This window comes from Pararhodobacter zhoushanensis (assembly GCF_003990445.1).
Taxonomy (GTDB): domain Bacteria; phylum Pseudomonadota; class Alphaproteobacteria; order Rhodobacterales; family Rhodobacteraceae; genus Pararhodobacter; species Pararhodobacter zhoushanensis.
Window position 1 is genome coordinate 165,791 of record NZ_REEZ01000005.1, and the last position, 24,175, is coordinate 189,965.

The 24,175-nt window shown below is 66.0% G+C and carries 27 protein-coding genes; 22 read left to right on the forward strand and 5 right to left on the reverse strand.

Going from position 1 to position 24,175, the window contains the following annotated elements; all coding sequences use genetic code 11:
• Positions 1–69 precede the first annotated feature (69 nt).
• The 8 genes from EAE28_RS13420 (at position 70) to EAE28_RS13455 (ending at position 7,394) form a co-directional block, all read left to right on the forward strand.
• Positions 70–918, forward strand: coding sequence for a viral aspartic protease (locus EAE28_RS13420; protein WP_127107074.1), 849 nt, complete (start codon positions 70–72; stop codon positions 916–918).
• On the forward strand, positions 899–1,972 hold the full coding sequence (locus EAE28_RS13425; RefSeq protein ID WP_127107076.1) for a hypothetical protein: 1,074 nt from the start codon (positions 899–901) through the stop codon (positions 1,970–1,972). The genes EAE28_RS13420 and EAE28_RS13425 overlap by 20 nt, the downstream gene beginning before the upstream one ends.
• A gap of 187 nt (positions 1,973–2,159) precedes the next feature.
• A complete protein-coding gene (gene cysG, locus EAE28_RS13430; protein ID WP_127107078.1) occupies positions 2,160–3,554 on the forward strand; it encodes a siroheme synthase CysG in 1,395 nt (464 codons plus the stop codon).
• Positions 3,554–3,853, forward strand: a complete 300-nt coding sequence (locus EAE28_RS13435; RefSeq protein ID WP_127107080.1) for a DUF2849 domain-containing protein — start codon at positions 3,554–3,556, stop codon at positions 3,851–3,853. Before cysG ends, EAE28_RS13435 begins: the two co-directional genes overlap by 1 nt.
• 11 nt (positions 3,854–3,864) lie before the next feature.
• Entirely contained in the window at positions 3,865–5,529 is a 1,665-nt protein-coding gene (locus EAE28_RS13440) for a nitrite/sulfite reductase (RefSeq protein WP_127107082.1), read from the forward strand.
• Positions 5,519–6,229, forward strand: coding sequence for a phosphoadenylyl-sulfate reductase (locus tag EAE28_RS13445; RefSeq protein WP_246022354.1), 711 nt, complete (start codon positions 5,519–5,521; stop codon positions 6,227–6,229). Before EAE28_RS13440 ends, EAE28_RS13445 begins: the two co-directional genes overlap by 11 nt.
• On the forward strand, positions 6,226–6,603 hold the full coding sequence (locus tag EAE28_RS13450; protein ID WP_127107086.1) for a DUF934 domain-containing protein: 378 nt from the start codon (positions 6,226–6,228) through the stop codon (positions 6,601–6,603). The genes EAE28_RS13445 and EAE28_RS13450 overlap by 4 nt, the downstream gene beginning before the upstream one ends.
• Positions 6,600–7,394 carry a ferredoxin--NADP reductase gene (locus EAE28_RS13455; RefSeq protein WP_127107088.1) on the forward strand — a complete coding sequence of 265 codons (795 nt, stop codon included), beginning with the start codon at positions 6,600–6,602 and terminating at the stop codon, positions 7,392–7,394. Before EAE28_RS13450 ends, EAE28_RS13455 begins: the two co-directional genes overlap by 4 nt.
• Before the next feature lie 44 nt (positions 7,395–7,438).
• Here the strand turns inward: EAE28_RS13455 and EAE28_RS13460 are convergent, their stop codons facing one another.
• Entirely contained in the window at positions 7,439–8,701 is a 1,263-nt protein-coding gene (locus tag EAE28_RS13460; RefSeq protein WP_127107090.1) for an aminotransferase class V-fold PLP-dependent enzyme, read from the reverse strand.
• 103 nt (positions 8,702–8,804) lie between these two features.
• The gene (locus EAE28_RS13465) at positions 8,805–11,249 is read right to left on the reverse strand and encodes a hypothetical protein (protein WP_127107092.1); all 2,445 of its coding nucleotides are present in this window, start codon (positions 11,247–11,249) and stop codon (positions 8,805–8,807) included.
• Positions 11,250–11,457: 208 nt separating this feature from the next.
• On the opposite strand from EAE28_RS13465, the gene EAE28_RS13470 reads away from it, so the two are divergent.
• The 4 genes from EAE28_RS13470 (at position 11,458) to EAE28_RS13485 (ending at position 14,974) form a co-directional block, all read left to right on the forward strand.
• Entirely contained in the window at positions 11,458–12,093 is a 636-nt protein-coding gene (locus EAE28_RS13470) for a queuosine precursor transporter (RefSeq protein WP_127107094.1), read from the forward strand.
• Between the two features lie 265 nt (positions 12,094–12,358).
• Positions 12,359–12,784, forward strand: coding sequence for an alternative ribosome rescue aminoacyl-tRNA hydrolase ArfB (arfB, locus tag EAE28_RS13475; RefSeq protein WP_127107096.1), 426 nt, complete (start codon positions 12,359–12,361; stop codon positions 12,782–12,784).
• 93 nt (positions 12,785–12,877) lie between these two features.
• Complete coding sequence (locus tag EAE28_RS13480) at positions 12,878–13,336, forward strand: NUDIX hydrolase (protein WP_127107098.1); 459 nt, start codon at positions 12,878–12,880, stop codon at positions 13,334–13,336.
• A 156-nt stretch (positions 13,337–13,492) separates the two neighbouring features.
• Positions 13,493–14,974, forward strand: coding sequence for an inorganic phosphate transporter (locus EAE28_RS13485; protein ID WP_127107100.1), 1,482 nt, complete (start codon positions 13,493–13,495; stop codon positions 14,972–14,974).
• Positions 14,975–15,044: 70 nt separating this feature from the next.
• Here EAE28_RS13485 and trhO read toward each other — a convergent pair whose 3' ends face one another.
• Both trhO and EAE28_RS13495 read right to left on the reverse strand, forming a co-directional pair.
• Positions 15,045–15,947: an oxygen-dependent tRNA uridine(34) hydroxylase TrhO gene (trhO, locus tag EAE28_RS13490; protein ID WP_127107102.1), complete on the reverse strand. Its 903-nt coding sequence runs from the start codon at positions 15,945–15,947 to the stop codon at positions 15,045–15,047.
• A 27-nt stretch (positions 15,948–15,974) separates the two neighbouring features.
• Complete coding sequence (locus tag EAE28_RS13495) at positions 15,975–16,793, reverse strand: rhomboid family intramembrane serine protease (protein WP_127107104.1); 819 nt, start codon at positions 16,791–16,793, stop codon at positions 15,975–15,977.
• A 296-nt stretch (positions 16,794–17,089) separates the two neighbouring features.
• Here EAE28_RS13495 and ffh point away from each other — a divergent pair, with 296 nt between their 5' ends.
• Genes ffh through trmD form a run of 7 tightly spaced genes read left to right on the forward strand, consistent with a single transcriptional unit; the run spans position 17,090 to position 21,832 of the window.
• Positions 17,090–18,598 carry a signal recognition particle protein gene (gene ffh, locus EAE28_RS13500; protein WP_127107106.1) on the forward strand — a complete coding sequence of 503 codons (1,509 nt, stop codon included), beginning with the start codon at positions 17,090–17,092 and terminating at the stop codon, positions 18,596–18,598.
• Positions 18,595–19,158, forward strand: a complete 564-nt coding sequence (locus EAE28_RS13505) for a GNAT family N-acetyltransferase (protein WP_127107108.1) — start codon at positions 18,595–18,597, stop codon at positions 19,156–19,158. The genes ffh and EAE28_RS13505 overlap by 4 nt, the downstream gene beginning before the upstream one ends.
• Complete coding sequence (locus EAE28_RS13510) at positions 19,155–19,451, forward strand: chorismate mutase (RefSeq protein ID WP_127107110.1); 297 nt, start codon at positions 19,155–19,157, stop codon at positions 19,449–19,451. Before EAE28_RS13505 ends, EAE28_RS13510 begins: the two co-directional genes overlap by 4 nt.
• Positions 19,452–19,511: 60 nt before the next feature.
• The gene (rpsP, locus tag EAE28_RS13515; protein ID WP_127107112.1) at positions 19,512–19,874 is read left to right on the forward strand and encodes a 30S ribosomal protein S16; all 363 of its coding nucleotides are present in this window, start codon (positions 19,512–19,514) and stop codon (positions 19,872–19,874) included.
• A 4-nt stretch (positions 19,875–19,878) separates the two neighbouring features.
• On the forward strand, positions 19,879–20,514 hold the full coding sequence (gene bluB, locus EAE28_RS13520) for a 5,6-dimethylbenzimidazole synthase (protein ID WP_127107114.1): 636 nt from the start codon (positions 19,879–19,881) through the stop codon (positions 20,512–20,514).
• Positions 20,515–20,522: 8 nt separating this feature from the next.
• A complete protein-coding gene (rimM, locus tag EAE28_RS13525) occupies positions 20,523–21,026 on the forward strand; it encodes a ribosome maturation factor RimM (RefSeq protein WP_127107116.1) in 504 nt (167 codons plus the stop codon).
• Positions 21,023–21,832, forward strand: a complete 810-nt coding sequence (gene trmD / locus EAE28_RS13530; protein ID WP_127107118.1) for a tRNA (guanosine(37)-N1)-methyltransferase TrmD — start codon at positions 21,023–21,025, stop codon at positions 21,830–21,832. The genes rimM and trmD overlap by 4 nt, the downstream gene beginning before the upstream one ends.
• 3 nt (positions 21,833–21,835) lie before the next feature.
• Here the strand turns inward: trmD and EAE28_RS13535 are convergent, their stop codons facing one another.
• The gene (locus EAE28_RS13535; RefSeq protein WP_127107120.1) at positions 21,836–22,366 is read right to left on the reverse strand and encodes a hypothetical protein; all 531 of its coding nucleotides are present in this window, start codon (positions 22,364–22,366) and stop codon (positions 21,836–21,838) included.
• A gap of 272 nt (positions 22,367–22,638) precedes the next feature.
• Here EAE28_RS13535 and EAE28_RS13540 point away from each other — a divergent pair, with 272 nt between their 5' ends.
• The 3 genes from EAE28_RS13540 to rplS all read left to right on the forward strand — a co-directional run bounded on the left by EAE28_RS13540 (position 22,639) and on the right by rplS (position 24,166).
• Positions 22,639–22,971 (forward strand): ArsR/SmtB family transcription factor, encoded by a 333-nt coding sequence (locus tag EAE28_RS13540; protein WP_127107122.1) that lies wholly within the window; start codon positions 22,639–22,641, stop codon positions 22,969–22,971.
• A gap of 9 nt (positions 22,972–22,980) precedes the next feature.
• Entirely contained in the window at positions 22,981–23,490 is a 510-nt protein-coding gene (locus EAE28_RS13545; protein ID WP_127107124.1) for an arsenate reductase ArsC, read from the forward strand.
• 298 nt (positions 23,491–23,788) lie between these two features.
• The gene (gene rplS, locus EAE28_RS13550) at positions 23,789–24,166 is read left to right on the forward strand and encodes a 50S ribosomal protein L19 (RefSeq protein WP_127107126.1); all 378 of its coding nucleotides are present in this window, start codon (positions 23,789–23,791) and stop codon (positions 24,164–24,166) included.
• Positions 24,167–24,175 lie beyond the last annotated feature (9 nt).

The window sequence follows — 24,175 nt, forward strand, 5'->3', positions numbered from 1 at the left end:
CACAATAAATCGACTGCCAATGCCTGTATCGCCTTCTTGCTGACATCGTTTGCCGGTAGGTCGGGCATCATGCGCCCGATCATCGCCCTTGCCCCGCTTCTTGCCCTGCTCGCCGCCTGCGGCAGCAGCAGTTCCCCTGTGACCGAGCTGCCCGATGGGCGGGTCATTGATGTCGCCGGGTTCGAAAGTTACACGACCGACCACAACGGCTTCAGCCGTGTCCGTCGCAGCTATGCCACCGACGCCGATGCCGCCGTGATCGCCGGGTTCGAGGATGGCGATCCCTCCGATCCCGCCGGCTATCGCAACCTGATCGCGCTGAATGAGGAACTCTACGGCGGGCGCATGAACATCGAGGTCATCGCAGAGGTCGATACCCCCGATGGCCCCGCGCAGCGCCTGCTGCGGCTGACCGCGGACGCGGCACCCTTCACCAACGTCGAGAACGGCGAACTGATCGCGGCCACCGGCCAATTCTATCTGCGCGGTTCGAATTTCAGCTGGGTGTCGATTGATGACGGCCCGTTGCTCAGCGGCGCGGATCAAGACGGTCTGGTCAACATGGTCATCGACTTTGACACCGAATCAGTCAATCTGAACCTGCGCACCGGGGTCAATGACGGCTCGGACGTGCGCATGGAGATCCTGGTTGAGGACATGCCGCTCAACATCATCACCGGTGGCTATGGCGGGGACATCACGATCCGTGTCTGGGACCCGGACGGCCCCGACATTCTGGACGTCGACGGCACCCTTCTGGGCAATCTGGCCGGTTCGCCGCGGTATGAGGATGATCAGCACGATCTGGCAACGGCGGGGCTTTATACCGCCGAGGGCACCGATAGCGACACCGGCCGCGAGGTTCGCGTGGACGGGGTGTTCTTTGGTATGGACCCCAATGGTATCCCTGATCACTGATCGGCTCTGGCCCGCGCTTGTCGCGGTGCTCCTTGTCGTACTGATGGGGTCTGCGCCCGTGCTGGCCGATGCGATGGACCGCGCGCGGATGGCACCGCTCGCGTCGAGCGAGCGGTTGCGGCTGTTCACCTATGGCCGCGCGCTGCAAACCCCGCATCCGCCGCAGGCCATCACCACCGCCATGCGCCGCACGATGGAGCGCACAGGCTTTTACCATCAGGACGGCGGCATCAGCCTGCTGAGCCGCTCGCTGCGTTTCAGCCCGGTCGTGGCGTGGGATGACAACATCAACGGCGGCTATTTCAACGACACGCTTGATCTGTTCGGCCTGCAGTTTCTGGTCAGTCCCGACAATCTTGCGCGCGCCGGGTTCGTCTTTGGCGGGCGCGTTGATGGCTCGATCCGGCTAGCCTATGCCGAGGGGCGCTATCTGGACCTGTCCGCGCATACCGAAGCCGCATGGTCGCCGCGCCACGCGATCGGGCGCGCCAATGCCGCCCTGTCGGCCTGCGCGCGCAACCATGTGACCGGCTGGACCTTTGCCGATGTCTGCGTCACCGCCGGCGGCGGCTGGCGCGAACTGTCCTCCACAACCTCGACAGCGGTGTCAGCATCGGTCGCGCAACTGTTCGCGGCGGGGGCGGGCACGCATGAAGTCTCGGTCGAGGTCGAGCGCAGCCAGTTGAGCGCGGGCGACCAGAACTCGATCACTCTGGGCTGGGCCAGCATCTGGAACCGGGCGACCACCGATATCAGCCTGACACTGGGTGAGGCGATCCCCAACGCTTCGGCCACCCGCGCCCGTCTCACCGCGCGCACCAGCTGGATCTGGCACAACCGCCCGGTCACGCTGAGCGCCTGGCATATGCGCTCAAGCGGCGGGATGCTGCTGGGCATGCCGCGTGAGGATCGGTTGACCGGCCTTGGCGTGTCGGTTCAGGCGCGTCCGGGGATGAACGTGGATCTGATGCATCAGGTCACCCGGTCCACCATTTCGCTGTTCGATGAGTCGCGCACAGGCCTCACCGTGCGCTTTCAGCTGGGCAATCACTGACCGCAGGCCAGACCAGTATTCCGCGCTGCGGCAAAGGGCCGGGATAATCGTCCGGTTCTTGCCGGTATTGGAACAACTTCCTTCCATAAGGGCCAAGGGAGGGGCTAAAACCTCCTTGTTCGCCCGGCTATCTTGCTAGAATCGGGAAAATTTTCCATCTTGGTGGTATCCAGCCGGAGACACCGCCATGCAACATTTCCCGATCTTTCTTGACCTTGCCGACCGTCCCGTCGTCATCGCCGGGAATGGCGCGTTCGCGCTGGCCAAGATGCGGCTGTTGTCCAAGACGCAGGCGCGTCTCGCGCTTTTTGCGCCGGTGCCCGAGGCTGATCTGGAATCCGCCGCCGTCGAGCTTTCCGTTCCCCTGCACCGTCGGAGCGTCGAGGCAGCCGACCTCACCGGTGCCGCGCTGGCCTATGCAGCGCATGGCGAGGCGGCGGCGGATGCCCGGCTGGCCGGGCTGGCCCGTGCCGCCGGGGTCATCGTCAACGTGGTTGATAACCTCGAAGCCAGCGACTTCATCACCCCCGCCATCGTTGACCGCGACCCGGTGACCATCGCCATCGGCACCGAAGGCGCGGCCCCCGTGCTGGCGCGCAAGATCAAAGCCGATCTGGAAGCGACACTGCCCGTAGCGCTTGGCCCGCTCGCCCGTGCGGGCAAGTTGTTCCGCCCCCACGCCGAGGCCCTGCCGCAAGGCCGCGCCCGCCGCGATTTCTGGGCCGACTACTACTTCAACACCGGCCCGCTGGTTCTGGCCGAGGCGGGCGAGGAACTGCTCGACCACGCCCTGCACGCGCTGCTCGACCAGCACCTGAACGCTGCCACCGAACCCGGCCGTGTCGATCTGGTCGGCGCTGGCCCCGGTGATCCCGAGCTGATGACCCTCAAGGCTCGCCGCCTGCTCGACGGGGCCGATGTGGTGATCCACGACCATCTGGTCCCCGCCGCGATCCTTGAGCTGGCGCGGCGCGAGGCGATCTTTGTCGCCGTCGGCAAGATCGGCTTCGCCCCCTCGACCCCGCAGGAAGAGATCAACGCCGCGATGATCGAGCATGCGCAGGCCGGTCACCGCGTTGTGCGGCTCAAGGGCGGCGATGCGTCGGTCTTTGGCCGTCTGGATGAGGAAACCGAGGCGCTCAGCGCCGCCGGGATCGACTGGGCCGTCACCCCCGGCATCACCGCCGCCAGCGCCGCCGCTGCCAGCATCGGTGCCAGCCTGACCCGCCGTGGCCGCAACAGCGACCTGCGTCTGCTGACCGCGCATGACGTCAGCGGCTTTGCCGATCACGACTGGCGCGCGCTGGCCCGTCCCGGCGCCGTGGCCGCGATCTATATGGGCAAGCGCGCCGCGCGCTTCGTGCAGGGCCGTCTGCTCATGCACGGCGCTGACGGGCAGACCCCGGTGACGCTGGTCGAAAACGTCAGCCGCCCGGATCAGCGCATCGTCACCAGCCGTCTGGACCGTCTGCCCCAGGACATCGCCGACGCCGCGTTTGCCGGTCCCGTCATCACCCTTCTCGGCCTCGCACCTGCCCGCGCCGCCGCTGTCCTGCCTGCCCTGATCGAGGAATTCGCCTGATGTCCCGCGCCCCCAAGACCCAAGTCGTCACCGCCAACGCCCTGATCGAGGGTGACGTCGTCTATCTGGCCGCCGGTGACAACTGGACCCGCCACCTGACGCAGGCACAGGTCTTCACCGACCCCGAGCAGGCCGAGGCCGCGCTGAAAGCCGCCGCCGCGCGCGATGCTGAGGTGGTCGGGTGTTATCTGGCCGAGGTCCGCCAGACCGCCCAAGGCATCGAACCTGCCCATTTCCGCGAGGATTTCCGCCGCCGCGGCCCCTCGAACTATGCCCATGGCAAGCAAGCCGCGGCCTGAGGAATACCAAAATGTATGTCTATGATGATTTCGACCGCGCCTTCATCGCCGAGCGCAACCGCCAGTTCCGCGATCAGGTCGCCCGCCGCATCGACGGCTCGCTGACCGAAGACGAGTTCAAGCCGCTGCGCCTGATGAACGGGCTCTATCTGCAACTGCACGCCTATATGCTGCGCGTGGCGATCCCCTATGGCTCGCTCAACCCGTCGCAAATGCGCAAACTGGCCGAGATCGCGGATCGCTGGGATGAGGGCTACGGCCATTTCACCACCCGCCAGAACATCCAGTACAACTGGCCCAAGCTGACCGACGTGCCCGATATGCTCGACGCGCTGGCCGAGGTGGGGCTGCACGCGATCCAGACCTCGGGCAACACGATCCGCAACGTGACCTCGGACCATTTCGCCGGGGCGGCGGCGGATGAAATCGCCGATCCGCGCCCCTATGCCGAGCTGATCCGGCAATGGTCCACCGACCACCCCGAATTCCAGTTCCTGCCGCGCAAGTTCAAGGTTGCGGTGACCGGCTCTGAAATCGACCGCGCCGTGACCCGCGCGCATGACATCGGTCTGCGCATGGTCCGCAAGAACGGCGAGGACGGTTTCGAGGTCATCGTCGGCGGCGGCCTTGGCCGCACGCCGATGATCGGCAAGGTGCTGCGTGATTTCCTGCCGGTCAGCGACCTGCTGCCCTATCTGGAAGCCGTCGTTGGCACTTACAACCTGCTGGGCCGGCGCGACAACAAGTACAAGGCGCGCATCAAGATCACCGTGCACGAGAACGGCATCGACACCATCCGCGATCTGGTCGAAGCCCGCTTCGCCGAAATCGCCCCGCAATTCGACGCGGGCAACACCCTGCAGCAGCTCGACCGCCTGCAGCGCATGTTCAGCGCGCCCGATTTCCGCGCGGCCTCGGACCTTGCCTATCAGGCAGCGTATAACGCCGACCCGGTGTTCCGCGCCTGGGCCGATACCAACCTGCACGCCCACCGCGACGCGGGCCACGCCATCGTCACCGTCAGCCTGAAAGCCCATGGCGAGACGCCGGGCGATGCGACCAGTGCCCAGATGCGCGCCATTGCCGATCTGGCCGAGAAATTCGGCTATGGTGAGATCCGCATCAGCCACGAGCAGAACGTCATCCTGCCGCATGTCGCCCGCGCCGATCTGCCCGCCGTGCACAAGGTGCTCAAGGCGCATGGTCTGGCCACGGCCAATGTCGGTCTGGTCAGCGATATCATCGCCTGCCCGGGCATGGACTATTGCGCGCTGGCCACGGCCCGCTCGATCCCCATCGCGCAGGAAATCGCCACGCATTTCGACGCGCTCAAGCTTGAGCACGACATCGGCCCGCTGAAGATCAAGATCTCGGGCTGCATCAACGCCTGCGGGCACCACCATGTCGGGCATATCGGCATTCTGGGTCTGGATCGCGCCGGGGTGGAAAACTATCAGATCACGCTGGGCGGCGACGGGTCCGAGGATGCGGCGCTGGGCGAACGCACCGGGCCGGGCTTTGCCTATGACCAGATCGTCCCCGCCGTTGAGCGCATCCTGCGCGCCTATATTGACCTGCGCACCAGCCGCGAGGAAACCTTCCTCATGGCCTATCGCCGCGTCGGTCTGGCCCCGTTCAAGGCCGCTTTGTATGAGGCCGAGAGCCATGCAGCCTGACCTGACTCGCCTCAACGCCCGCTACGAGGGCGACGCCGAAGGCGCGCTGCGCGTCGCGCTTTCGGGCGCGCTGGGCAAGATCGCCATGGTCTCCAGCTTTGGGGCAGACTCGGCGGTGCTCTTGCATTTGGTCGCGCAAATCGACCGCGCGACGCCGGTGCTGTTCATCAACACGCTGATGCTGTTCCCCGAAACGCTGACCTATCAGCACGATCTGGGCAAACAGCTGGGCCTGACCGACCTGCGCGTCATTGGGCCGGACCGGGCCGAGCTGCTGGAAAAGGATGCCGACAACATCCTGCATCTGGCCGACACCGACAGCTGCTGCGACCTGCGCAAGACGCGGCCGCTGGAGCGGGCGCTGCAGGGGTTCGACGGCTGGATCACCGGGCGCAAGCGCTATCAGGGCGGGCTGCGCGCCAGCTTGGACCAGTTCGAGCACGACCCGGCGACCGGCCACCTCAAGGTCAACCCGCTGGCGGGGTGGAGCGCCAAGGATCTGGGCGACTACATGAACCGCCACATGCTGCCCCGGCACCCGCTGGTGGCGCGCGGCTATCCGTCGATCGGCTGCGCCCCTTGCACCGGGCCGGTCGCGGCGGGCGAAGATCCCCGCGCCGGACGCTGGCGCGGGCAGGAAAAGGACGAATGCGGTATCCACATCGTGGATGGCCGCGTGATCAGAAGGCAGGCCTCATGAGCGTGATCGTCACCGACCGGGGCTTTGCCCCCGACACCCACAACGGCGACTGGTTCGACCTCGCCTCGGACATTGACCCCTCGGCGCTGGGCGACCAGCTCGATGGTGCGCAGGCGATCCGCATCGCGTTTCCCGCGTTTTCCGATGGGCGCGGCTTCACGCTGGCGGCGCGTCTGCGGCGCATGGGTTTTGCCGGGCGTCTGCGCGCGCAGGGCCATGTGATTGCCGACCAATACGCGATGGCGCGGCGCTCGGGCTTTGACGAGGTGGAAATCTCGGATGAGCTGGCGCAGCGCCAACCTGAAGACCAATGGCTGGCCCGCGCCAACTGGCAGGGCCACGACTACCGCGCACGGCTGCGGAGGACTGCATGAACCAGATGACCAACCCCGACCTGCAAACCGTCACCAAAGTCACCCACTGGACCGACACGCTGTTTTCGTTCCGCGTGACCCGGCCCGCCAGCCTTCGGTTCCGCTCGGGCGAGTTCGTGATGATCGGCCTGCCCGGCGACAACGGCAAACCGATCCTGCGGGCGTATTCCATCGCCTCGCCGGCGTGGGATGACGAGCTGGAGTTCTATTCGATCAAGGTCGCCAACGGTCCGCTGACCAGCCGGTTGCAGCATGTGCAGCCCGGCGATCCGATCATCCTGCGGCCCAAGCCGGTCGGCACGCTGGTGCATGACGCGCTCAAACCCGGCTTCCGGCTGTGGATGCTGGCCACCGGCACCGGCTTTGCCCCTTTCGCCAGCCTGTTGCGCGATCCCGAGACCTGGGAGAAGAACGAGCGGGTGGTGATGATGCACACCTGCCGCGAGGCGGGCGAGCTGGAATACGGCCGCAAACTGGTCGAGGATCTGCAGAACGATCCGCTGATCGGTGAGCTGGTGGCGGGCAAGCTGCACTACTACCCAACGACAACGCGTGAGGCGGGGCCATTCATGGGCCGGATCACCGACAACCTGACCTCGGGCAAGGTGTTTACCGATCTGGGCCTGCCCGGACCGCTCGACCCCGAGATCGACCGCGCGATGGTCTGCGGCTCGCTGGCGTTCAACAAGGACGTGGCAGCGGTGCTGGACGGGTTCGGGTTGCACGAAGGCGCGAATTCGGCGCCGGGCGATTACGTTATCGAAAAGGCGTTCGTCGGCGACGGCGTGTGATCGGGCGCGTAGGGTGGGGTTTAACCCCACCTTACGCCAACCCCTCATCCCTTGGCGCTGATCGCCTCTTCCATCGCGCTGAGCAGCTTCGCCACCTCGGCCTCGGTGTTGTAGTGGCAAAACGAGATGCGCACGCAATCGGGCATTCCCAGCGGCGACAGCACATTGCCTGAATACTGATCCGCCTTGCGGATATGCACGCGAATGCCGCGCGCGCCCAGAAACTCGACCAGTTTCAGCGTGTCCCAGCCGTCCAGCCGCAGCGAGACCACGCCTTCACGCCCCTCCAGCGCCTCACCGCCGACCAGCGTGACGCCCGGCATCTCGGCCAGCCCGCGCAGGTTGCCGGTGCCTGACATCAGCCAGCCCAGAAGCTTCGCCTCTTCCGCGTGGATCGCTGCCCCCGCCGCTTCCAGCCGCTCGCGCCGGTCGCTGCTGGTTGAGAACTGCCCGCCCAACCAGTCGAAATACGCCACCACATCGCTGAAGGTCGCATAAGCGCCCGCGTCGCGCGTGCCCAGCTCCCAGCTGGTCGGCCCATTGCCGATGATCTGCTCATGGCTCAGCGCCGTCAGCCGGTCCGAGGCCCAGCCGACCCCGTAGCCGTGGCGCGAGAACATCTTGTAGGGGCTTAGTGCATAGGCATCGATCCCGGCCTTGGCCACATCGACCGGGCCGTGGCAGGCGTGCTGGATGCCGTCCACGATGATGAAGGCCTCGGGTGCCACTTCACGGATCGCCGCCGCAATCGCGTCCACATCCGTCGCCATCCCGGTGACGGGCGAGGTGTGGATGATCGAGGCCACGCGAATATCGGGCCGCAGCGCCGCCTTGTACGCCTCGACGCTGACCACCCCGGTGGCGTCGTCATGCGCCACTTCGATCAACTCGCGCCCGGTCACCCCGGCCCAATGCGTCATCGACGAGCCCAGCGCCGGGTGCTCCAGCGTCGAGCGCAGCATAACGCCGCCCGCCTGCGCCCCCACCGCCGCCGTGCGCACCAGCCGGAACAGCACCTCGGTGCCGCTTTCGCCGACGAAGACCTGACCCGTCGGCGCATTCAGGAACTGGCGCATGTCCGCCTTGCCCTTGTCGATCGCGCCCATCAGGGTTTGCGAGGCAATGTTGGGACGGCCCTGATTGTCGGGATAGCTGGCATACAGCGCCGAGGTCTCGACCACCGATTTCAGCCGCAGCGCGCCACCCGCGTTCTCGAAGAACACGCGCGGACCCTCGAACGGGCAGGTGTCGATATGGGCAAAGCGGTCGCGCACGGCCTCGATCAGGCCTGGTTTGTCGGTGATCATCGCGTGTTCCTGCCAGCAAGAGAAGGGTTTCCCTTGACGTGCAACGCCCCGCGCCGAATGGCAAGAGGAGGCGACCCATGACAGGCCGCCCCCCGCGCATTGGTTATTTGCCGGGCGCTGCCGGGGCGGGTGCCGGGCTGTAGGGGATCGCGCCGGGCGCTTGCGTCGGCGCCTGATACGCCACCAACCCGCGCGCCTGTGCGGCGAAGACACCGTTCGGCCAGAGCTTGAGGAAGGTCCAGATTGCCTCGGGCCGGCCTTGTCCCAGCGCAGCGGCCCAAGCCTGCGTTTCGGTCAGGGCTGGCGGCGTCATCGGACGCGGTTCCGACACCTGCGGCATTGGCTCTGCGGGAACCTCGTCAAACGGCGTCACGCCGCGTTCACGCAGCCAGTCACGGGCGAGACGCGAGTTCAGACTGCGCGGGAAGCCCATGAGATACGCCTGCATCGTCTCGACCGATTGCTCGCTTTGCGCAAACTCCCACGCCTGCGCCTCGGGGCTGGCGTCGCGGGCTGGCGGCATCACGATCGCAGCCGGAGGCGTTGCCTCGGGCGCAGGCTCGGCCGTGGCGGCGGGATCTTTGCCGCCCTCCGCCGGGGGCATCTGGGGCGGCGCGCTCGGCTCTGCCTGCACTGACGGCAGGCTGACGCCGTCGGGCAACACGGGCGAGCCGCTGAGGCTGGCAAGGAAGGTCGCCTCAAAGGCGGCGGCGCTCTCGGGCCCTTGCCCGACGCTGCGCAGGGCGATCCAGGGGGTCAGGCCGACCTCGTTGGGGGCCTCTGCGATCAGGTAGACCATCTGCGACTCGACCTCCTCGTCGCTCTCGGTGCCACGGAAGACATGCAGCGTGCTGGTGCCCAGCGTCAGAGTCTCGCCTGTGGCGCTGAGCGGCATGTTGGCAAAATCCGACAGCATCGCGGTGAACTCGGGGTCACTGGGCGACGGGTGTGGCACCCGTTGCAGGGCCTCGGGGCTGAAGACCCGGATCGAGACTTCCTGCGCAATATCTCCCTCGGCGTTGCGGGTCTGCAGCCACAGCTCCATGCGATTCACCTCGTCGCGCTCGCGGCGGACGGTCATGGTGTCCGGCACCGCAAAGCTCAGGCCGAAGCGTTCGCGCTGGACCCAGCCGGGCGGCAGGGCGCCGGGCGCGGCCTCGGGTGCCTGCGCGACCTGTGGCGCTTGCTCTGACACCTCCGGGGCAATCGCCGCACGGATCGGCGCGATGACCGCATCGTCGCATAGCGTGCTGCCTTCGGGCGCGGTGAGCGTCAGCGCGTTCTCCAGCACATCGAGTTCAGCCTCGTTCCCCGGCGCGGCCATCAGCGCGACCAGATAGGGCGGTCGACCGTCAACGCAGTGACGCGGGGCGATGACGCGGGCCGGGATGCCATCCTCGGCGCTGGCAGGTTCATCGCTCAGGTCGCGCGAGGCGGGGCCATGGATCACCCAGACGGGCAGGCCGCCGACATCGGCCTCGACCACGGCATCAACCCGGGCAAGCAGGCGCTGGACCTGCTGTTCGACCGGGCGCGCCAGTTCCCCGGCGGCGATGCGGGCGGTCGGAACGGTGGGGGTTTCAGCATCGGCGAGAGACAGGAAAACGGCGCGCGGATTGCGCATGGTCTCGTTGGCCACCTGACCGGGGGCAATGGTGACCGAGGCCAGACCGGCAATCAACTCGATTGAGTCGCGCGACGAGTCCATCGCCACCGACGCGGCGGCTTCCGCTTCGCCAGTCTCGGCATCGGCAGCTGCACTCGCGGGGGCAGCGGGTTCCACGACGGGAGCCTCTGCGCTGGCGATGGCTGTGGGGGGCTCAGGTGCGGCGTCAGCCTCGGCTGCGGCATCAGGCTCGGCGCTGTCGACCTGCGCCATCGTGGGGGCGTCGCCAGTGTCATCGCTTGCGCCGTCATCGGGGGTATCAACGGTTGCTTCCTCCACCGGCTCGGATGCCCGCAGGCTGGTGATGAAATCCAGTTCGAGCGCGCCCGCGACCTCGGCCCCAAGGCCTGCGCTGAAAACGGCGATCATCAGGCCGGTGCCATCCTCGTCGGCGTCCTGCGTTACCATCAGCAGAAGGGTCGTTTCCAGCGGGGTGCCGTCAGCGCCGGGCGTCGTCCCGGTGCCGCGAAAGAGATGCAGCGTGCGCGCGCCGACCTGCACCACGATACCGCTGTCGGTAACGGGCATGTCCATCTGATCGCTGAGAAAAGCGGTATACTCAGGCGTGCCCGCGGGCGGGGCGAGGGCCAGAATGTCGGGGGACAACACCCGCAGACCGATGCGCGCGCCGACACCCGCGTCATCCAGATCGGCCACGGCATAAGTGGTGGATGAATCGTTGGTCACCGCCATGCCGGGCGGAAGCGCGAAATCCACGCCAAAGCGGCTGACCTGCTCGGGTTGCGCGGCCTCGGCGATCGGGGGGGCGGTTACCGCCGAGTCCTGCGCACGGGCAGGGCTTGGCGTCAGCGGCGCGAACGCGGCCAGAGAGACGGTGAGCGCGATCAGGGCGGTCGAACTGCGCAGGGTAAAGACAGACATCAAAATGATCCTTCAGGGCAAAGGCAAATCTGCGGTCACGATACCACTGATCCCCCACATGCCTAGTCCCCAACCGGCGCGCGCGTTCACGCCTGTGTAACCACGCGCGCCGCACACCCCTTGCGCCATTGGTCCGCCGGGCGTAAAGAGCCGCGTCGCCCGACGGGTGGCCAAGTCTCCGACCACCTTGTCAAAACGGTTTCAGAACATGACCAAATTCTACCTGCCCGGCATCCTTGCCATGGCCGCCATCGTCGTGGCCTCGAACATCCTTGTGCAATTCCTGCTGGGCAACTGGCTCACCTGGGGTGCGCTGACCTATCCCTTCGCTTTCCTCGTCACCGATGTGATGAACCGCGTCTATGGCGCGCAGGCCGCCCGGCGCGTGGTCTGGGCCGGGTTCGCCGTGGGCGTTGCCTGCTCGCTGATCGGCACGCAGATCATCCTGCAGGGCGACGGCTATACCTTCCCGGCTGTCACGCTGCGCGTGGCCATCGGCTCGGGCCTTGCGTTTCTCACTGCGCAGATGGTCGATATCGCCGTGTTCAACAGCGTCTCGTCCCGCGTCTGGTGGAAAGCGCCTCTTATTTCAACGCTGATTGGCGCGTCTCTGGACACTGCCATCTTCTTCACGATCGCGTTTTCGGTGCTGGCCGCACCCCTCGATCCGGCGGCAGATGTTAGCTGGGCGCAGGAGGTTTTGCCACTGCTGGGCTTTGGTCCGGGTGTGCCTTTGTGGGTGTCTTTGGGCTTTGCCGACTGGATGGTCAAACTGGCGCTGGCTTTGATCGCTTTGGTGCCATTTCGCGTCATCGTGAGAAAACTAACGCAACCTGTCGCTTAAAAGGTTTTGACAAACACCAGATATGTGCCACCATCGCCTTACGGTTCAACCCAGCGAAAGGAGGTGGTCCAGTGTCTAGAGTGATATTGGAGAGTGGTGTCGGGACAGTCAGAGGGGCGCGTGAGCTGACGGCAGTCTGACGGCTGCACCCCCCTTGATTGGGCCTGGTTCTAACCGGCTCCATCTCCTGAAGCTCGTGAGGGCCGCTCGATTTTCGGGCGGCCCTTTCGATTGATTTAACGGCAGTGTTTGATAAGTCCGCAGCATGCTTTTTGTGACCGATCAGATCATCATTCAGGACTGGGAGCTGAGCGAAAGCTTCACGCGCTCCTCGGGTCCGGGTGGGCAAAACGTCAACAAGGTCTCAACCGCGGTCGAGTTGCGGTTCGAGGCCGAGCGGTCGCCTGCGCTGACGCCTGCCGTCAAAGCGCGACTCAAACGGCTGGCCGGACGGCGCTGGACGCTGGACGGTGCGCTGCTGCTCAGGGTCGAAGATACCCGCAGCCAGGCCCGCAACCGCGAATTGGCGCGCGAGCGGCTGGTCGAGCTGATCAGGCAATCTTTGGTCGCACCACGTCGCAGAATTGCAACAAAACCGACCTACGGTAGTAAAATCAGGCGTGTTGAAGCTAAAAACAGGCGTGGTACGATCAAATCCCTGCGCGGACGCGTTGACGACACTGACAGCTGAGGGCAGATTGTGGATAATTCCGACACAGATCCGGTGAACCACAAAAATGCGCGGCCGTCCTCAACGGTTGCCCCCGAACCCGAGCAGGCACCCATGAAGCAATCCGCCCTGGCGGCCTTTCGCAATTTCGTCGAACCCGTTTGGCGCCGCCCTGATTTCGTTCAGGCCGCGGCCCTGTGTGTGCGCAAGACGAAGAAGGGCCCCGAGGTGTTGCTGGTGACCAGCCTGACCACCAAGCGCTGGATCGTGCCCAAGGGCTGGCCGATGGATGGCCGGACACTGGCCGAGGCCGCAATGCAAGAAGCGTGGGAAGAGGCCGGGGTCAAGGGCAAGGTCGCGACCGCGTCGATGGGCGATTTCGCCTATCGCAAGCTGGTCAAGAACGGCATTCCGGTGATCTGCCGCTGCTCGGTGTTCCGCATCGACGTGTCGGATCTGGCCAATGACTTCCCGGAAAAGGGCCGCCGGGTGCGCCACTGGATGCGCCCGTCCGAGGCTGCGAAAGCGGTCGAAGAACCTGAACTCAAGGCGCTGATCCTGACGCTCAACTGATACGCGGCGCAGCGGGAAGACCCGGCAACCGGGGCGGGTGGACGGATCGGCAACGCTTTGACGCAACCTGTCGCTGTCCCGGTCGCGGGTGTTGTGATCCTGCCTTGGGCGCGCTAGGGGCTTTGTGACACTTTTGCGACAGCCACGGAGCCCGTGATGACCTCGCCTGCCGACCCGAACGCCAAGGCCATCAAGACCCTCGACAAAGACCTCGGGCGCATCGGCCTGCTGGAACAAGCGACGATGTTCACCGCCCGCCCGCTGGTCGGACCGGGCATCGCGCTGGTCTTCATGGCGCTGGCCGGTCTGGCTGCGGCCACGATCATCGGCGCAGGGACGGGGACCTGGGTCGTGGTGATCGCGGCGGTGATCGGGGCCTATATGGCGGTGAACATCGGGGCCAATGACGTGGCCAACAACATGGGCCCGGCGGTGGGGGCGAATGCCGTCACGCTGGGCGGCGCGCTGATCATTGCGGCAATTTGCGAGACGGCGGGTGCGCTGCTGGCCGGGGGCGATGTGGTCAGCACCGTGTCGCGCGGCATCGTCGCGCCCGAGTCGGTGGCCGAGCCTCAGATCTTCGTCTGGGCGATGATGGCCGCGCTGTTGGCCGGGGCGCTGTGGATTCACCTTGCCACCGCCATGGGCGCGCCGGTTTCGACCACGCATTCCATCGTCGGCGGGGTGATGGGCGCGGGCATTGCCGCGGCGGGCTTCGGGGCTGTCAACTGGCCGACCATGGCGGCGATTGCGGCCAGCTGGGTGGTCTCGCCGTTGATGGGCGGGGTGATCGCGGCGCTGTTTCTGGCGCTGATCAATTCGCGCATCCTGTATCGTGAAGACCGGATCGCCGCCGCCCGCACCTGGGTGCCGGTGCTGATCGGTCTGATGGGTGGCGTGTTCGCGACCTATATGGCGATGAAGGGGCTGAAGAAGCTGGTCGATGTGTCGCTGGGCGAATCGGTGTTGATCGGTGTGGCCGTCGGTATTCCGCTGGCGCTGCTGATGCGCCCGGTGATCCGCCGCCAGTCGCGCGGCATGGAGAACCGGGTCAAGTCGATCAAGGCGTTGTTCTCGATCCCGCTGGTGCTGTCGGCGGCGCTCCTGTCCTTCGCCCATGGTGCGAATGATGTGGCCAATGCGGTGGGGCCGCTGGCGGCGATTGTCCATGTGATTCAGGATGGCTCGTCGGGGGACCGGGTGCAGATCCCGTATTGGGTGATGATCACCGGGGCGTTGGGGCTGTCGGTCGGCCTGATGCTGTTCGGGCCCAAGCTGATCAACATCGTCGGGTCCGAGATCACCCGCCTGAACGCGATGCGCGCCTGGTGCGTGGCGCTGTCGGCGGCAATGGTGGTGATTCTGGCGTCCTGGCTGGGGCTGCCGGTCAGCTCGACCCATATCGCCATCGGCGGGATCTTTGGCGTGGGCTTTTACCGCGAGTGGTACCACGAGAAGATTCTGAAAGAGAATCGCGACCTCTCGGCCCTGCCGGTCGAGGAACGCACCCGCCGCAAGGTCGTGCGCCGCTCGCATCTGATGACAATCATGACCGCATGGGTGATCACCGTGCCTGCAACGGCAGTGCTGTCGGCGGGTCTGTTCTTTGCCGCGACGCTGCTGGCCGGCCTGCGCTGAACGGCAACGGCTGGTGCGCTGAAGCGCACCCTACGGGCGACGGGTAGGGTGCGCTTCAGCGCACCGTCGCTCAGCGGCCCAGATGCAGCGCGCCGCGCGCTTCGGCCAGCGCGATCTGCTTCTGGCGCTCGCGGAAACCCTCGCGGCGGGCATCGTCGAATTCGCTCAGGCAGTGGTGACAGCTGACGCCGTGCTCATACTCGGGCCGTGACAGGTCGGCAGGTTCCAGTGGCCTGCGGCAGGCGTGGCACATAACGTGGCCGGTGGGCTGCAACCCGTGCCCCACCGCGACGCGCTGGTCGAACACAAAGCAGCCGCCGTGCCAGAGGCTTTGCTCCTGCGGCACCTCTTCAAGGTATTTCAGGATGCCGCCCTTGAGGTGGAACACCTCGTCAATCCCCTGACCCAGCAGATAATTCGTCGATTTCTCGCAGCGGATGCCGCCGGTGCAGAACATCGCGATCCGCTTGTTGTGGAAGCGCTCCTTGTTGGCCTCCCACCACGCCGGGAAGTCGCCGAACGCCCGCGTGCCGGGATCAACCGCGCCCTCGAACGTGCCGATCGCCACCTCATAGTCATTCCGCGTGTCTATCACCGCCACATCGGGGTCCGAAATCAGCGCGTTCCATTCGGACGCCTCGACGTAATGGCCGACGCGGGCCAGCGGATCGACATCGGGCTGGCCCATGGTGACGATCTCGCGCTTGAGGCGGACCTTGAGGCGGCCAAAGGGCATGGTTTCGGCCTGTGCCTCTTTCCACTCCAGATCGGTGCAGCCGGGCAGGGCGCGGATATGCGCCAGCACCGCGTCGATCCCGGCGCGGGGTCCGGCGATGGTGCCGTTGATCCCCTCGGGCGCCAGCAGCAGCGAGCCCTTGACCCCCTGCGAACAGGCCAGCTGCGCCAGCGGGTGCTTGAGCGCGGCGGGATCAGGGAAACGGGTGAAATGATAGAGTGCGGCGACGATGAGCATGGCGGGCTTTTGCGCCAGAGCGGCGGCTCAGGCAAGAAAGGATTCGATCACAACGCTGACGAGGACAAAGAACGCCACGGTCTTGATCCAGAACCACCAGCGCGCGCCGCCCGTCCCCTCGGTCGTGGCGTTGCCCAGCGAGGGCAGCCAGCGCGACAGGCCCAGAAAGGCCGCTTCGGGATGGGACACGGGCGGCTGAAACAGCGGCACATCGCGCCAGCGCAGGCCGGTGATCAGCACCGCCCCGGCAGCGAAGCCCCCGATATGCGCCCAGAAGGCGATACTGACCTGACCGGGTTCCTCGGCCAGCGCGGCGATCAGATCCAGCACCACAGACAGACCGACGAAGACCCCCGCCGGAACCGTCACTGGCACGCGCAGACCTACAAGGACCAACACCTGCGCGCGCGGATGCAGCAGCAGATAGGCGCCCATCACCCCCGCGATCGCCCCCGACGCGCCGATCACCGGCACCATCGGATTGCGCGAAAACAGCGCCTCGGCCCCCGCCCCCGCCATACCGCAGAGCACGAAGAACAACGCGTAGCGTATGGGGGCCATGCTGTCCTCGATGTTGTCGCCGAATACCCAGAGCACGATCATATTGCCCGCCAGATGCAGCAGGCTGGCATGGAGGAAGATATAGCTGGCCATCTGCCCGATGACCTCGGGCGCGCCGCCGGGGGCCTTGGTGCCGCCGATCAGATAGAGCGTCGCAGGGGTAAAGGCGAAATCCTGCCACGGGACGTTGAGCGCATAGAGGGTGACGCAGAGCGCTATGATGCCCCAGTTGACCCAGGGTGCGCGGATGTGGCGCGTCGGGTTGTGATCGGCGAGGGCAAGCATTCAGGTGCGGCTCCGGGCGGTGAGGGGGCAGGGGGGGCTGTCAGCCCCCCTCTTCGGCTGACGCCGAATTCACCCCCCGAGAGTATTTGAAACAAGGTGAAATCGCACGGGGGGCAGGGTTCGGGGTGGATTTTCTTGACTCTGCCGGGAGGCGGGCGTATCGCAGCCCGGAATTCCCCCGGAAGCCGCCTGCTTCCGGTCCCATCGCTTATGCGGGGATCGCCATCCGTCAGCGCGTTGCGCCCACGGGTGCAATGCCCCGTGGCCCCGCAAGCCCGTGCCCGAAAGGACGAGCCATGTTCGAGAATCTGTCCGAGCGCCTTGGCGGTGTCTTCGACCGCCTGACCAAGGCCGGTGCGCTGTCGGCGGACGATGTCTCGGCGGCGCTGCGTGAAGTGCGCACCGCGCTGCTTGAGGCGGATGTCTCGCTGCCGGTGGCGCGCGATTTCATCAAGCGGGTGCAGGTCAAGGCGACCGGCGCCTCGGTCACCAAATCGGTCACGCCGGGCCAGCAGGTCGTCAAGATCGTCCATGACGAGCTGATCGCCACGCTGCGCGGTGACGACGACCCCGGCAAGCTGAAGATCGACAACCCGCCCGCGCCGGTGCTGATGGTCGGTCTGCAGGGCTCGGGCAAGACCACGACCACCGCCAAGCTGGCGCGCCGGTTGAAAGAGCGTGAGGGCAAGCGGGTCTTGATGGCCTCGCTCGACACCAACCGCCCGGCGGCCATGGAGCAGCTCGCGATTCTGGGCACCCAGATCGGCGTTGATACCCTGCCGATCGTCAAGGGTGAGAACGCCGTTCAGATCGCCAAACGCGCCAAGTCGCAGGCGACGATGGGCGGCTATGACGTGTATCTCCTGGATACTGCCGGCCGTCTGCACATCGACGACGTGCTGATGGACGAGGTTCAGGCCGTCCGCGATGCCGTCAACCCGCGCGAGACGCTCTTGGTGGTCGATGGCCTGACCGGGCAGGACGCCGTCAACGTCGCCACCGAGTTCGAGGGCAAGGTCGGCATCACCGGCGTGGTCCTGACCCGGATGGACGGCGACGGGCGCGGCGGTGCGGCGCTGTCGATGCGGGCCGTGACTGGCAAGCCGATCCGTTTCGTCGGTATGGGCGAAAAGACCGATGCGCTGGAGAGCTTTGAGGCCGAGCGCGTCGCGGGCCGCATTCTGGGCATGGGCGACATCGTCGCGCTGGTGGAGAAGGCGCAAGTCACGCTGGAGGCCGAGCAGGCCGAGCGCATGATGAAGCGCTTCCAGAAGGGTCAGTTCAACATGAACGACCTGCGCCAGCAGCTGGACCAGATGCTGAAAATGGGCGGCATGCAGTCGGTCATGGGCATGATGCCGGGCATGGGCAAGATGTCGAAACAGGCCGAGGCGGCCGGGTTCGACGACAAGATGCTCAAGCGGCAGATCGCCCTGATCGGCTCGATGACCAAATCCGAACGCGCCCGCCCCGAGATCCTGCAGGCGAGCCGCAAGAAGCGGATCGCGGCAGGCGCGGGCCTTGATGTGGCCGAGCTGAACAAGCTTCTGAAAATGCAGCGGCAGATGGCCGATGTGATGAAGAAGATGGGCAAGGGCGGCATGCTGAAACAGGCGATGAAGTCCATGTTCGGCAAGAACCCCGACATGGCCGACATGCAAAAGCAGCTGGCCGATCCCGAGGCGATGAAAGCCGCTCAGGCCGCGATGCGCGGCGGGGCGATGTCGCGCAGCATGCCCGGGTTGCCCGGGTTGGGCGGCGGCGGGTTGCCGGGCGGTTTGTCGGGTCTGGGGCGCAAGAAGTGAGCCTTGCGCAGACCTTTGAGCAGTCGATTCCCCGGATCGAGACGCCGCGCCTGATCCTGCGTGCGCCCGGTCTGGCTGATTTCGACGGTTTCGCCGGGTATCTCGCCTCGGACCGCTCGCGCTATACCGGCGGGCCGATGGACCGCGGTCTGGCGTGGCGCAGCTGGGGCCATGCGGTCGGCCATTGGGTGCTGCGCGGCTACGGGATCTTCGTCATCGAGGACAAGGCGACGGGCAAGGCGCTGGGGACCACGGGCCCGTGGTTTCCCGAAGGCTGGCCTGAGCCGGAACTGGCCTGGACCCTGTGGGACACCAGCGTTGAAGGCAAGGGCATCGCCGCCGAGGCCGCTCTGGCCGGGCGTGCCTGGGCCTATGAGACGCTGGGCTGGACCACCGCGATCAGCGTGATCCTTGAGGGCAACACCCGCTCGGAAGCGCTGGCGCAACGCCTCGGCTGCGTCCGCGACGGCGGCATGACCCATCCGCAATTTGGCGCAACCTCGATCTGGCGGCACCCGGCTGCGGATGCGCAGGGCGCAGGCATGGAGGCTTACGCATGAGCGACGATTCCCAACGCGCCGAAGAGCTGCTGCGTGAGCACCGCGAAAGCATCGACCGGCTGGACGCCATTCTGGTCTACACGCTGGCCGAACGCTTCAAACACACGCAGGGCGTCGGGCGGCTGAAAGCCGAACACGCGCTGCCGCCGTCCGATCCGTCGCGCGAGGCGCGCCAGATCGAGCGGCTGGAATGGTTGGCCAAAGAGGCCGATCTCGACCCGGAATTTGCCAAGAAATTCCTGACGTTCATCATCTCGGAAGTGATCCGTCACCACGAGAAGCTGCAAAACTGACACCCGAATTGGCGCCGGGGGTTCCCTGCGTCCGACAAGCCATCAATAGGAGAATTCACAATGGCTACTAAAATCCGTCTCGCCCGTGGTGGCTCGAAAAAGCGCCCGTTCTACGCGATCGTCGTGTGCGACAGCCGCATGCCGCGCGACGGCCGTTTCCTGGAAAAGGTCGGCACGTATAACCCGCTGCTGGCCAAAGACAGCGAAGACCGCGTGAAGATGGACATCGAGCGCGTGCAGGCGTGGCTGGACAAAGGCGCGCAGCCGACCGACCGCGTCGTGCGCTTCCTGGAAGCTGCCGGTGTCCGCGCCAAAGTCGAGCGCAACAACCCGAACAAAGCCAAGCCGGGCAAGAAAGCCGTCGCCCGCGCGAAAGAGCGCGCCGACAAGGCTGAAGCTGCTGCCACGGCGTCGGCTGAGTAAGCCGATGCAGGACGGGGCGTTCAGCGAAACGTTCCGCGCGCAGCTGGCGGATCTGGTGCGGTGGCGGCGCGATGTGCGCCGCTTCCGGTCGGACCCGGTGGATGAGGACGCGTTGGAACGGTGCCTGACTGCCTTTCGTCTGGCACCCTCGGTCGGGCTGTCCGAACCCTGGCGCCTTGTCAGGGTCGAAAGCCCCGCCGCGCGGGACGCCGCCCTGCGCAACTTCAAGGCGGCCAATACGGCCGCCTTGCAAGGTTATGAGGGCGAGCGCGCTACGCTTTATGCCGGTCTCAAACTGACCGGCATGCGCGAAGCGCCCGTTCAGCTGGCTGTGTTCTGCGACGAGAGCACGGTCAAAGGCTCGGGGCTTGGCGCGCAGACCATGCCTGAGATGCGGCGCTATTCCGTCGCGGGCGCGGTGATGCAGCTCTGGCTGATGCTGCGCGCCGAAGGCCTGGGAATGGGCTGGGTCTCGATCCTTGACGCCGACCAGCTCTCGGCCGATCTGGGGATTGACGCCGGATGGCGGCTGGTTGCCTATCTGTGCATCGGCTGGCCTGAAACCAGCGATGACGAACCGGAACTGGAACGCGCGGGCTGGGAACAGCGCAGCCTCGCCGTGCCGATAGAACGACGATAGGGGTGATCATGGGCGAGCGTGTCTGTGTCGGAGCGATTGCCGGAGCCTTTGGCGTCCGGGGTGAGGTGCGGCTGAAAAGCTTCTGCGCCCAGCCCGAGGCGATCGGTGCCTATGCCCCGCTTTATACCGAAGACGGCAAGCGCAGTTTTACCGTCAAGCTCGGCTCGCCGGTCCCCAATGGGTTGTCCGCGCGCCTGTCAGGCATTGCGTCGCGCGAAGAGGCTGAGGCGCTGCGTGGCACCCGGCTTTATGCCGACCGCGACAAGCTGCCCAGCTTGCCGGACGATGAATTCTACCACGCTGATCTGATCGGCCTGACCGTGCTCGATACCGGCGGGACCGAACTGGGCCGCGTCACCTCGGTGCAGAACCATGGCGCGGGTGATCTGCTGGAAATCCAGATCCCGGCCAAGGGCAGCGCGCTGATCCCCTTCACGCTGGCCATCGTGCCGACGGTCGATCTGGCCTCGGGCCGGGTCATCGTCGATCCGCCCGAGGGTCTGTTTGAATGAGCGACGACGACACGCCCGCCCCCCGCCGCTCGCACGGGCGCGTGGCGATCAGCGTGACGGGACAGCCGCGTGACCTGATGGGCGGCCCGCCGCGCATCAAAAGCGCCTGGGCTGCCAAGATCATCACCCTTTTTCCCGATGCCTTCCCCGGTGTGCTGGGTCAGTCACTGACCGGCAAGGCGCTGGATCGGGGCCTGTGGTCGCTCGACACGCTCGATCTGCGCCCCTTTGGCGAGGGCAAGCACCGCAACGTCGACGACACGCCCGCGGGCGGTGGTGCCGGGATGGTGCTGCGCGCCGATATCCTCGCCCGCGCGCTGCGCATGGCCGAGATCGGCACCGGACCGCGCCCGCGCTGGCCCGTGGTGTACCTCTCGCCGCGCGGCACGCCCTTTGATCAGGCGATGGCCCGCCGCTTTGCCGCTGGCGACGGCATCACGCTGCTCTGTGGCCGGTTCGAGGGTGTGGATGAGCGCGTGCTCGAACACTTCGCGATCGAAGAGGTCTCGCTGGGGGATTTCGTCCTGACCGGCGGCGAGATCGCCGCGCAGGCGGTGCTGGATGCCACCGTCCGGCTGTTGCCCGGTGTGCTGGGCAACGCCGCCTCGACCGAGGAAGAAAGCCATTCCAGCGGGTTGCTGGAGCACCCGCAATACACCAAGCCCGCTGTGTGGGAAGGCCGCGAGATCCCGCCGGTCCTGCTGTCGGGCAACCACGCCGAGATCGCCAAATGGCGCCGCGCGCAGGCCGAGCGCATCACCCGCGAGCGCCGCCCGGATATGTGGGCGCGCCGCGAGAAGCCCTGACGCTTAGCGCCAGATCGCCCCCTGCCGCTCGTAGCATTCCTGCGCCAGATCCATCGCGGCGGTCGAGCCGTTCAGGATCCACTCCCGCGCCGCGTCGCCCTCAAGCGCCGCGCTGAAATAGTTCCCGTCCATCAACCGCTGCCGCATCACCTCGGTCAGCGGCTGCGCTGCCCAGCCGTGGCCGAGCAGCTCATAGGTTACCGGCAACTCCTCGCCATCAACGATGAACAGACCGGGCGCGCTTGTACTGCCCTTCTCCTCGGGCGTTTGCGGGCTGGGCACATACATCGTCCACCCCTCCAGCGCGTCGAAGCTCCGCTCCAGCAACAGCGGCCCCCCCTCTTGCAACGGGATCGTCGCCCGGCAGCCTGAAAAGCCGGTGTCATCATGCAGCGCCTCCACCAACCAACTGCGCGTCTCGCCGTACAGGGTGCTGCGCTCGTTGGGGTTGGTGGGTTCGGCGAGGGCGGGGAACGTCAGGCTGGCAGTGATCGCAGCGGCGAAGGTCAGGCGGGTCACGGGCTGGCGGGGCAAGGGGGGGGCTCCAGAGGGTGAGGTCGGTTGGGGTGATGATGGGGGGGAATAAGGGGAGGTCAAGGGGCTAGCCTTTTTGTGACCGTGCAGGCTGGGGCAGTATCGCCCGCGATATCGGCGTTCGATGGGCTGCGTCAGGGGTCGGGTCAGGACGCAGGCGGGGCCGGCGCCACCTTTTCACTGCCGCACTGTTTTCGCACAGGACCAAGGCCGCAGCCTCCCCCGACGATCAGTGGTTGACCACGGCTTTATATATCCATACATCATGAAATATGGAAAAGAATCGCGCCCTCGACGCCTTTGCCGCACTCAGCCAGCAGACCCGGCTGGATGTGTTCCGCCTGCTCATCAAGACGGGCGAGGCGGGCATGTCGGCGGGTGACATCAGCGATGCGCTGGGGGTCCGGCAGAACACGATGTCCGCCAACCTCGCGATCCTGTCGCGCGCCGGGCTGATCCGCAGCGCGCGCGAAGGCCGCAGCATCCGCTATTTCGCCGATATGGACGGGTTGCGCGGGCTGCTCGGCTTCCTGATGGAAGACTGTTGCGGCGGAAACCCTGCGCTGTGTCAGCCCGTCATCAACCAACTTGCCTGCGCCTGTTAGGGGGCTTTCATGACCAGCCAACCGTATAACGTCCTGTTCCTGTGTACCGGCAATTCTGCCCGCTCGCTCATGGCCGAGGCGATCCTGAACCGCGACGGCATGGGACAGTTCCGCGGCTTCTCTGCCGGTTCGCATCCGGGGGCGTCCCCGCATCCTTATACGTTGGACCTGCTCAGGGGGCTGAGCCACGACACCGCCTTTGCACGTTCCAAAAGCTGGGATGAATTCGCCGTGCCGGGCGCGCCGCGCATGGATTTCGTCTTTACCGTCTGCGACGATGCGGCGGCCGAGGAATGTCCGCACTGGCCGGGCCAGCCGATGAGCGCGCATTGGGGCATTCCCGATCCGGTCAAGGTTGACGGCTCCGAAGCCGTTCGCCGCGTCGCCTTCGTGGACGCCTACAGAATGCTGCGCAGCCGGATCTCGCTGTTTGTCAGCCTGCCGCTGGGATCGCTTGACCGGATCGCGCTGCAACGCAATCTCGACGGCATTGGCAAATCGACCGCAAAGACCGACTGAACGGCGGCGATACCCGGCGCGCCGCGCAGTGTTGCGCGGCCGCCAACCCTTCGCTTGACCCACCCCCTCGCAAGCCCTATACCGCGCTCGTCCGGGGGCGGAATCGCCCACCGGGCCGTTTTCGTTTGGGCCCTGCCTTCTTCGGCGGATCACGGAACAAACGGATCGCACAGGAACGACGATCGTATCTCTGTCGGGCTGCTCCCCTTGCGGGCAAGCGGGACCCGGGTGAAGACCAGAGCTCTGCATCGGCACAGACCTTCGCGGGCCAACCGTGAGCATGATAGGAGAAGATCAGATGAACCTGATCGCAGAACTCGAAGCCGAGCAGATTGCCTCGCTCGGTAAGACCATCCCGGATTTCAAGGCCGGCGACACCATCCGTGTCGGCTACAAAGTGACCGAGGGCACCCGCTCGCGCGTGCAGATGTTTGAAGGCGTCTGCATCGGCCGCAGCGGTGGCAAGAACATCGCCGCCTCGTTCACCGTGCGCAAGATCTCGTTCGGTGAAGGCGTCGAGCGGATGTTCCCGCTCTATTCGACCAACATCGACAGCATCGAGGTTGTTCGCCGCGGTCGCGTTCGTCGCGCCAAGCTGTACTACCTGCGCGATCGCCGCGGTAAGTCGGCGCGTATCGTTGAAAAGACCAACTACCGTCCGATGGGCGCTGAGTAAGGAGCCGGA

Excerpts from the sequence above, each read along its gene's own strand:
- EAE28_RS13440 (WP_127107082.1), top strand. The coding sequence starts at position 3,865 with ATGTATGTCTATGATGATTTCGACCGCGCCTTCATCGCCGAGCGCAAC.
- EAE28_RS13495 (WP_127107104.1), bottom strand. The coding sequence starts at position 16,793 with ATGCTTGCCCTCGCCGATCACAACCCGACGCGCCACATCCGCGCACCC.
- EAE28_RS13460 (WP_127107090.1), bottom strand. The coding sequence starts at position 8,701 with ATGATCACCGACAAACCAGGCCTGATCGAGGCCGTGCGCGACCGCTTT.
- trmD (WP_127107118.1), top strand. The coding sequence starts at position 21,023 with ATGAGCGACGACGACACGCCCGCCCCCCGCCGCTCGCACGGGCGCGTG.
- EAE28_RS13445 (WP_246022354.1), top strand. The coding sequence starts at position 5,519 with ATGCAGCCTGACCTGACTCGCCTCAACGCCCGCTACGAGGGCGACGCC.
- EAE28_RS13420 (WP_127107074.1), top strand. The coding sequence starts at position 70 with ATGCGCCCGATCATCGCCCTTGCCCCGCTTCTTGCCCTGCTCGCCGCC.
- bluB (WP_127107114.1), top strand. The coding sequence starts at position 19,879 with ATGCAGGACGGGGCGTTCAGCGAAACGTTCCGCGCGCAGCTGGCGGAT.
- rimM (WP_127107116.1), top strand. The coding sequence starts at position 20,523 with ATGGGCGAGCGTGTCTGTGTCGGAGCGATTGCCGGAGCCTTTGGCGTC.
- EAE28_RS13450 (WP_127107086.1), top strand. The coding sequence starts at position 6,226 with ATGAGCGTGATCGTCACCGACCGGGGCTTTGCCCCCGACACCCACAAC.
- EAE28_RS13540 (WP_127107122.1), top strand. The coding sequence starts at position 22,639 with ATGGAAAAGAATCGCGCCCTCGACGCCTTTGCCGCACTCAGCCAGCAG.
- EAE28_RS13485 (WP_127107100.1), top strand. The coding sequence starts at position 13,493 with ATGACCTCGCCTGCCGACCCGAACGCCAAGGCCATCAAGACCCTCGAC.
- EAE28_RS13455 (WP_127107088.1), top strand. The coding sequence starts at position 6,600 with ATGAACCAGATGACCAACCCCGACCTGCAAACCGTCACCAAAGTCACC.
- EAE28_RS13480 (WP_127107098.1), top strand. The coding sequence starts at position 12,878 with ATGAAGCAATCCGCCCTGGCGGCCTTTCGCAATTTCGTCGAACCCGTT.
- EAE28_RS13465 (WP_127107092.1), bottom strand. The coding sequence starts at position 11,249 with ATGTCTGTCTTTACCCTGCGCAGTTCGACCGCCCTGATCGCGCTCACC.
- EAE28_RS13510 (WP_127107110.1), top strand. The coding sequence starts at position 19,155 with ATGAGCGACGATTCCCAACGCGCCGAAGAGCTGCTGCGTGAGCACCGC.
- EAE28_RS13435 (WP_127107080.1), top strand. The coding sequence starts at position 3,554 with ATGTCCCGCGCCCCCAAGACCCAAGTCGTCACCGCCAACGCCCTGATC.
- trhO (WP_127107102.1), bottom strand. The coding sequence starts at position 15,947 with ATGCTCATCGTCGCCGCACTCTATCATTTCACCCGTTTCCCTGATCCC.
- rplS (WP_127107126.1), top strand. The coding sequence starts at position 23,789 with ATGAACCTGATCGCAGAACTCGAAGCCGAGCAGATTGCCTCGCTCGGT.
- EAE28_RS13545 (WP_127107124.1), top strand. The coding sequence starts at position 22,981 with ATGACCAGCCAACCGTATAACGTCCTGTTCCTGTGTACCGGCAATTCT.
- EAE28_RS13470 (WP_127107094.1), top strand. The coding sequence starts at position 11,458 with ATGACCAAATTCTACCTGCCCGGCATCCTTGCCATGGCCGCCATCGTC.
- cysG (WP_127107078.1), top strand. The coding sequence starts at position 2,160 with ATGCAACATTTCCCGATCTTTCTTGACCTTGCCGACCGTCCCGTCGTC.
- EAE28_RS13425 (WP_127107076.1), top strand. The coding sequence starts at position 899 with ATGGTATCCCTGATCACTGATCGGCTCTGGCCCGCGCTTGTCGCGGTG.
- rpsP (WP_127107112.1), top strand. The coding sequence starts at position 19,512 with ATGGCTACTAAAATCCGTCTCGCCCGTGGTGGCTCGAAAAAGCGCCCG.
- ffh (WP_127107106.1), top strand. The coding sequence starts at position 17,090 with ATGTTCGAGAATCTGTCCGAGCGCCTTGGCGGTGTCTTCGACCGCCTG.
- arfB (WP_127107096.1), top strand. The coding sequence starts at position 12,359 with ATGCTTTTTGTGACCGATCAGATCATCATTCAGGACTGGGAGCTGAGC.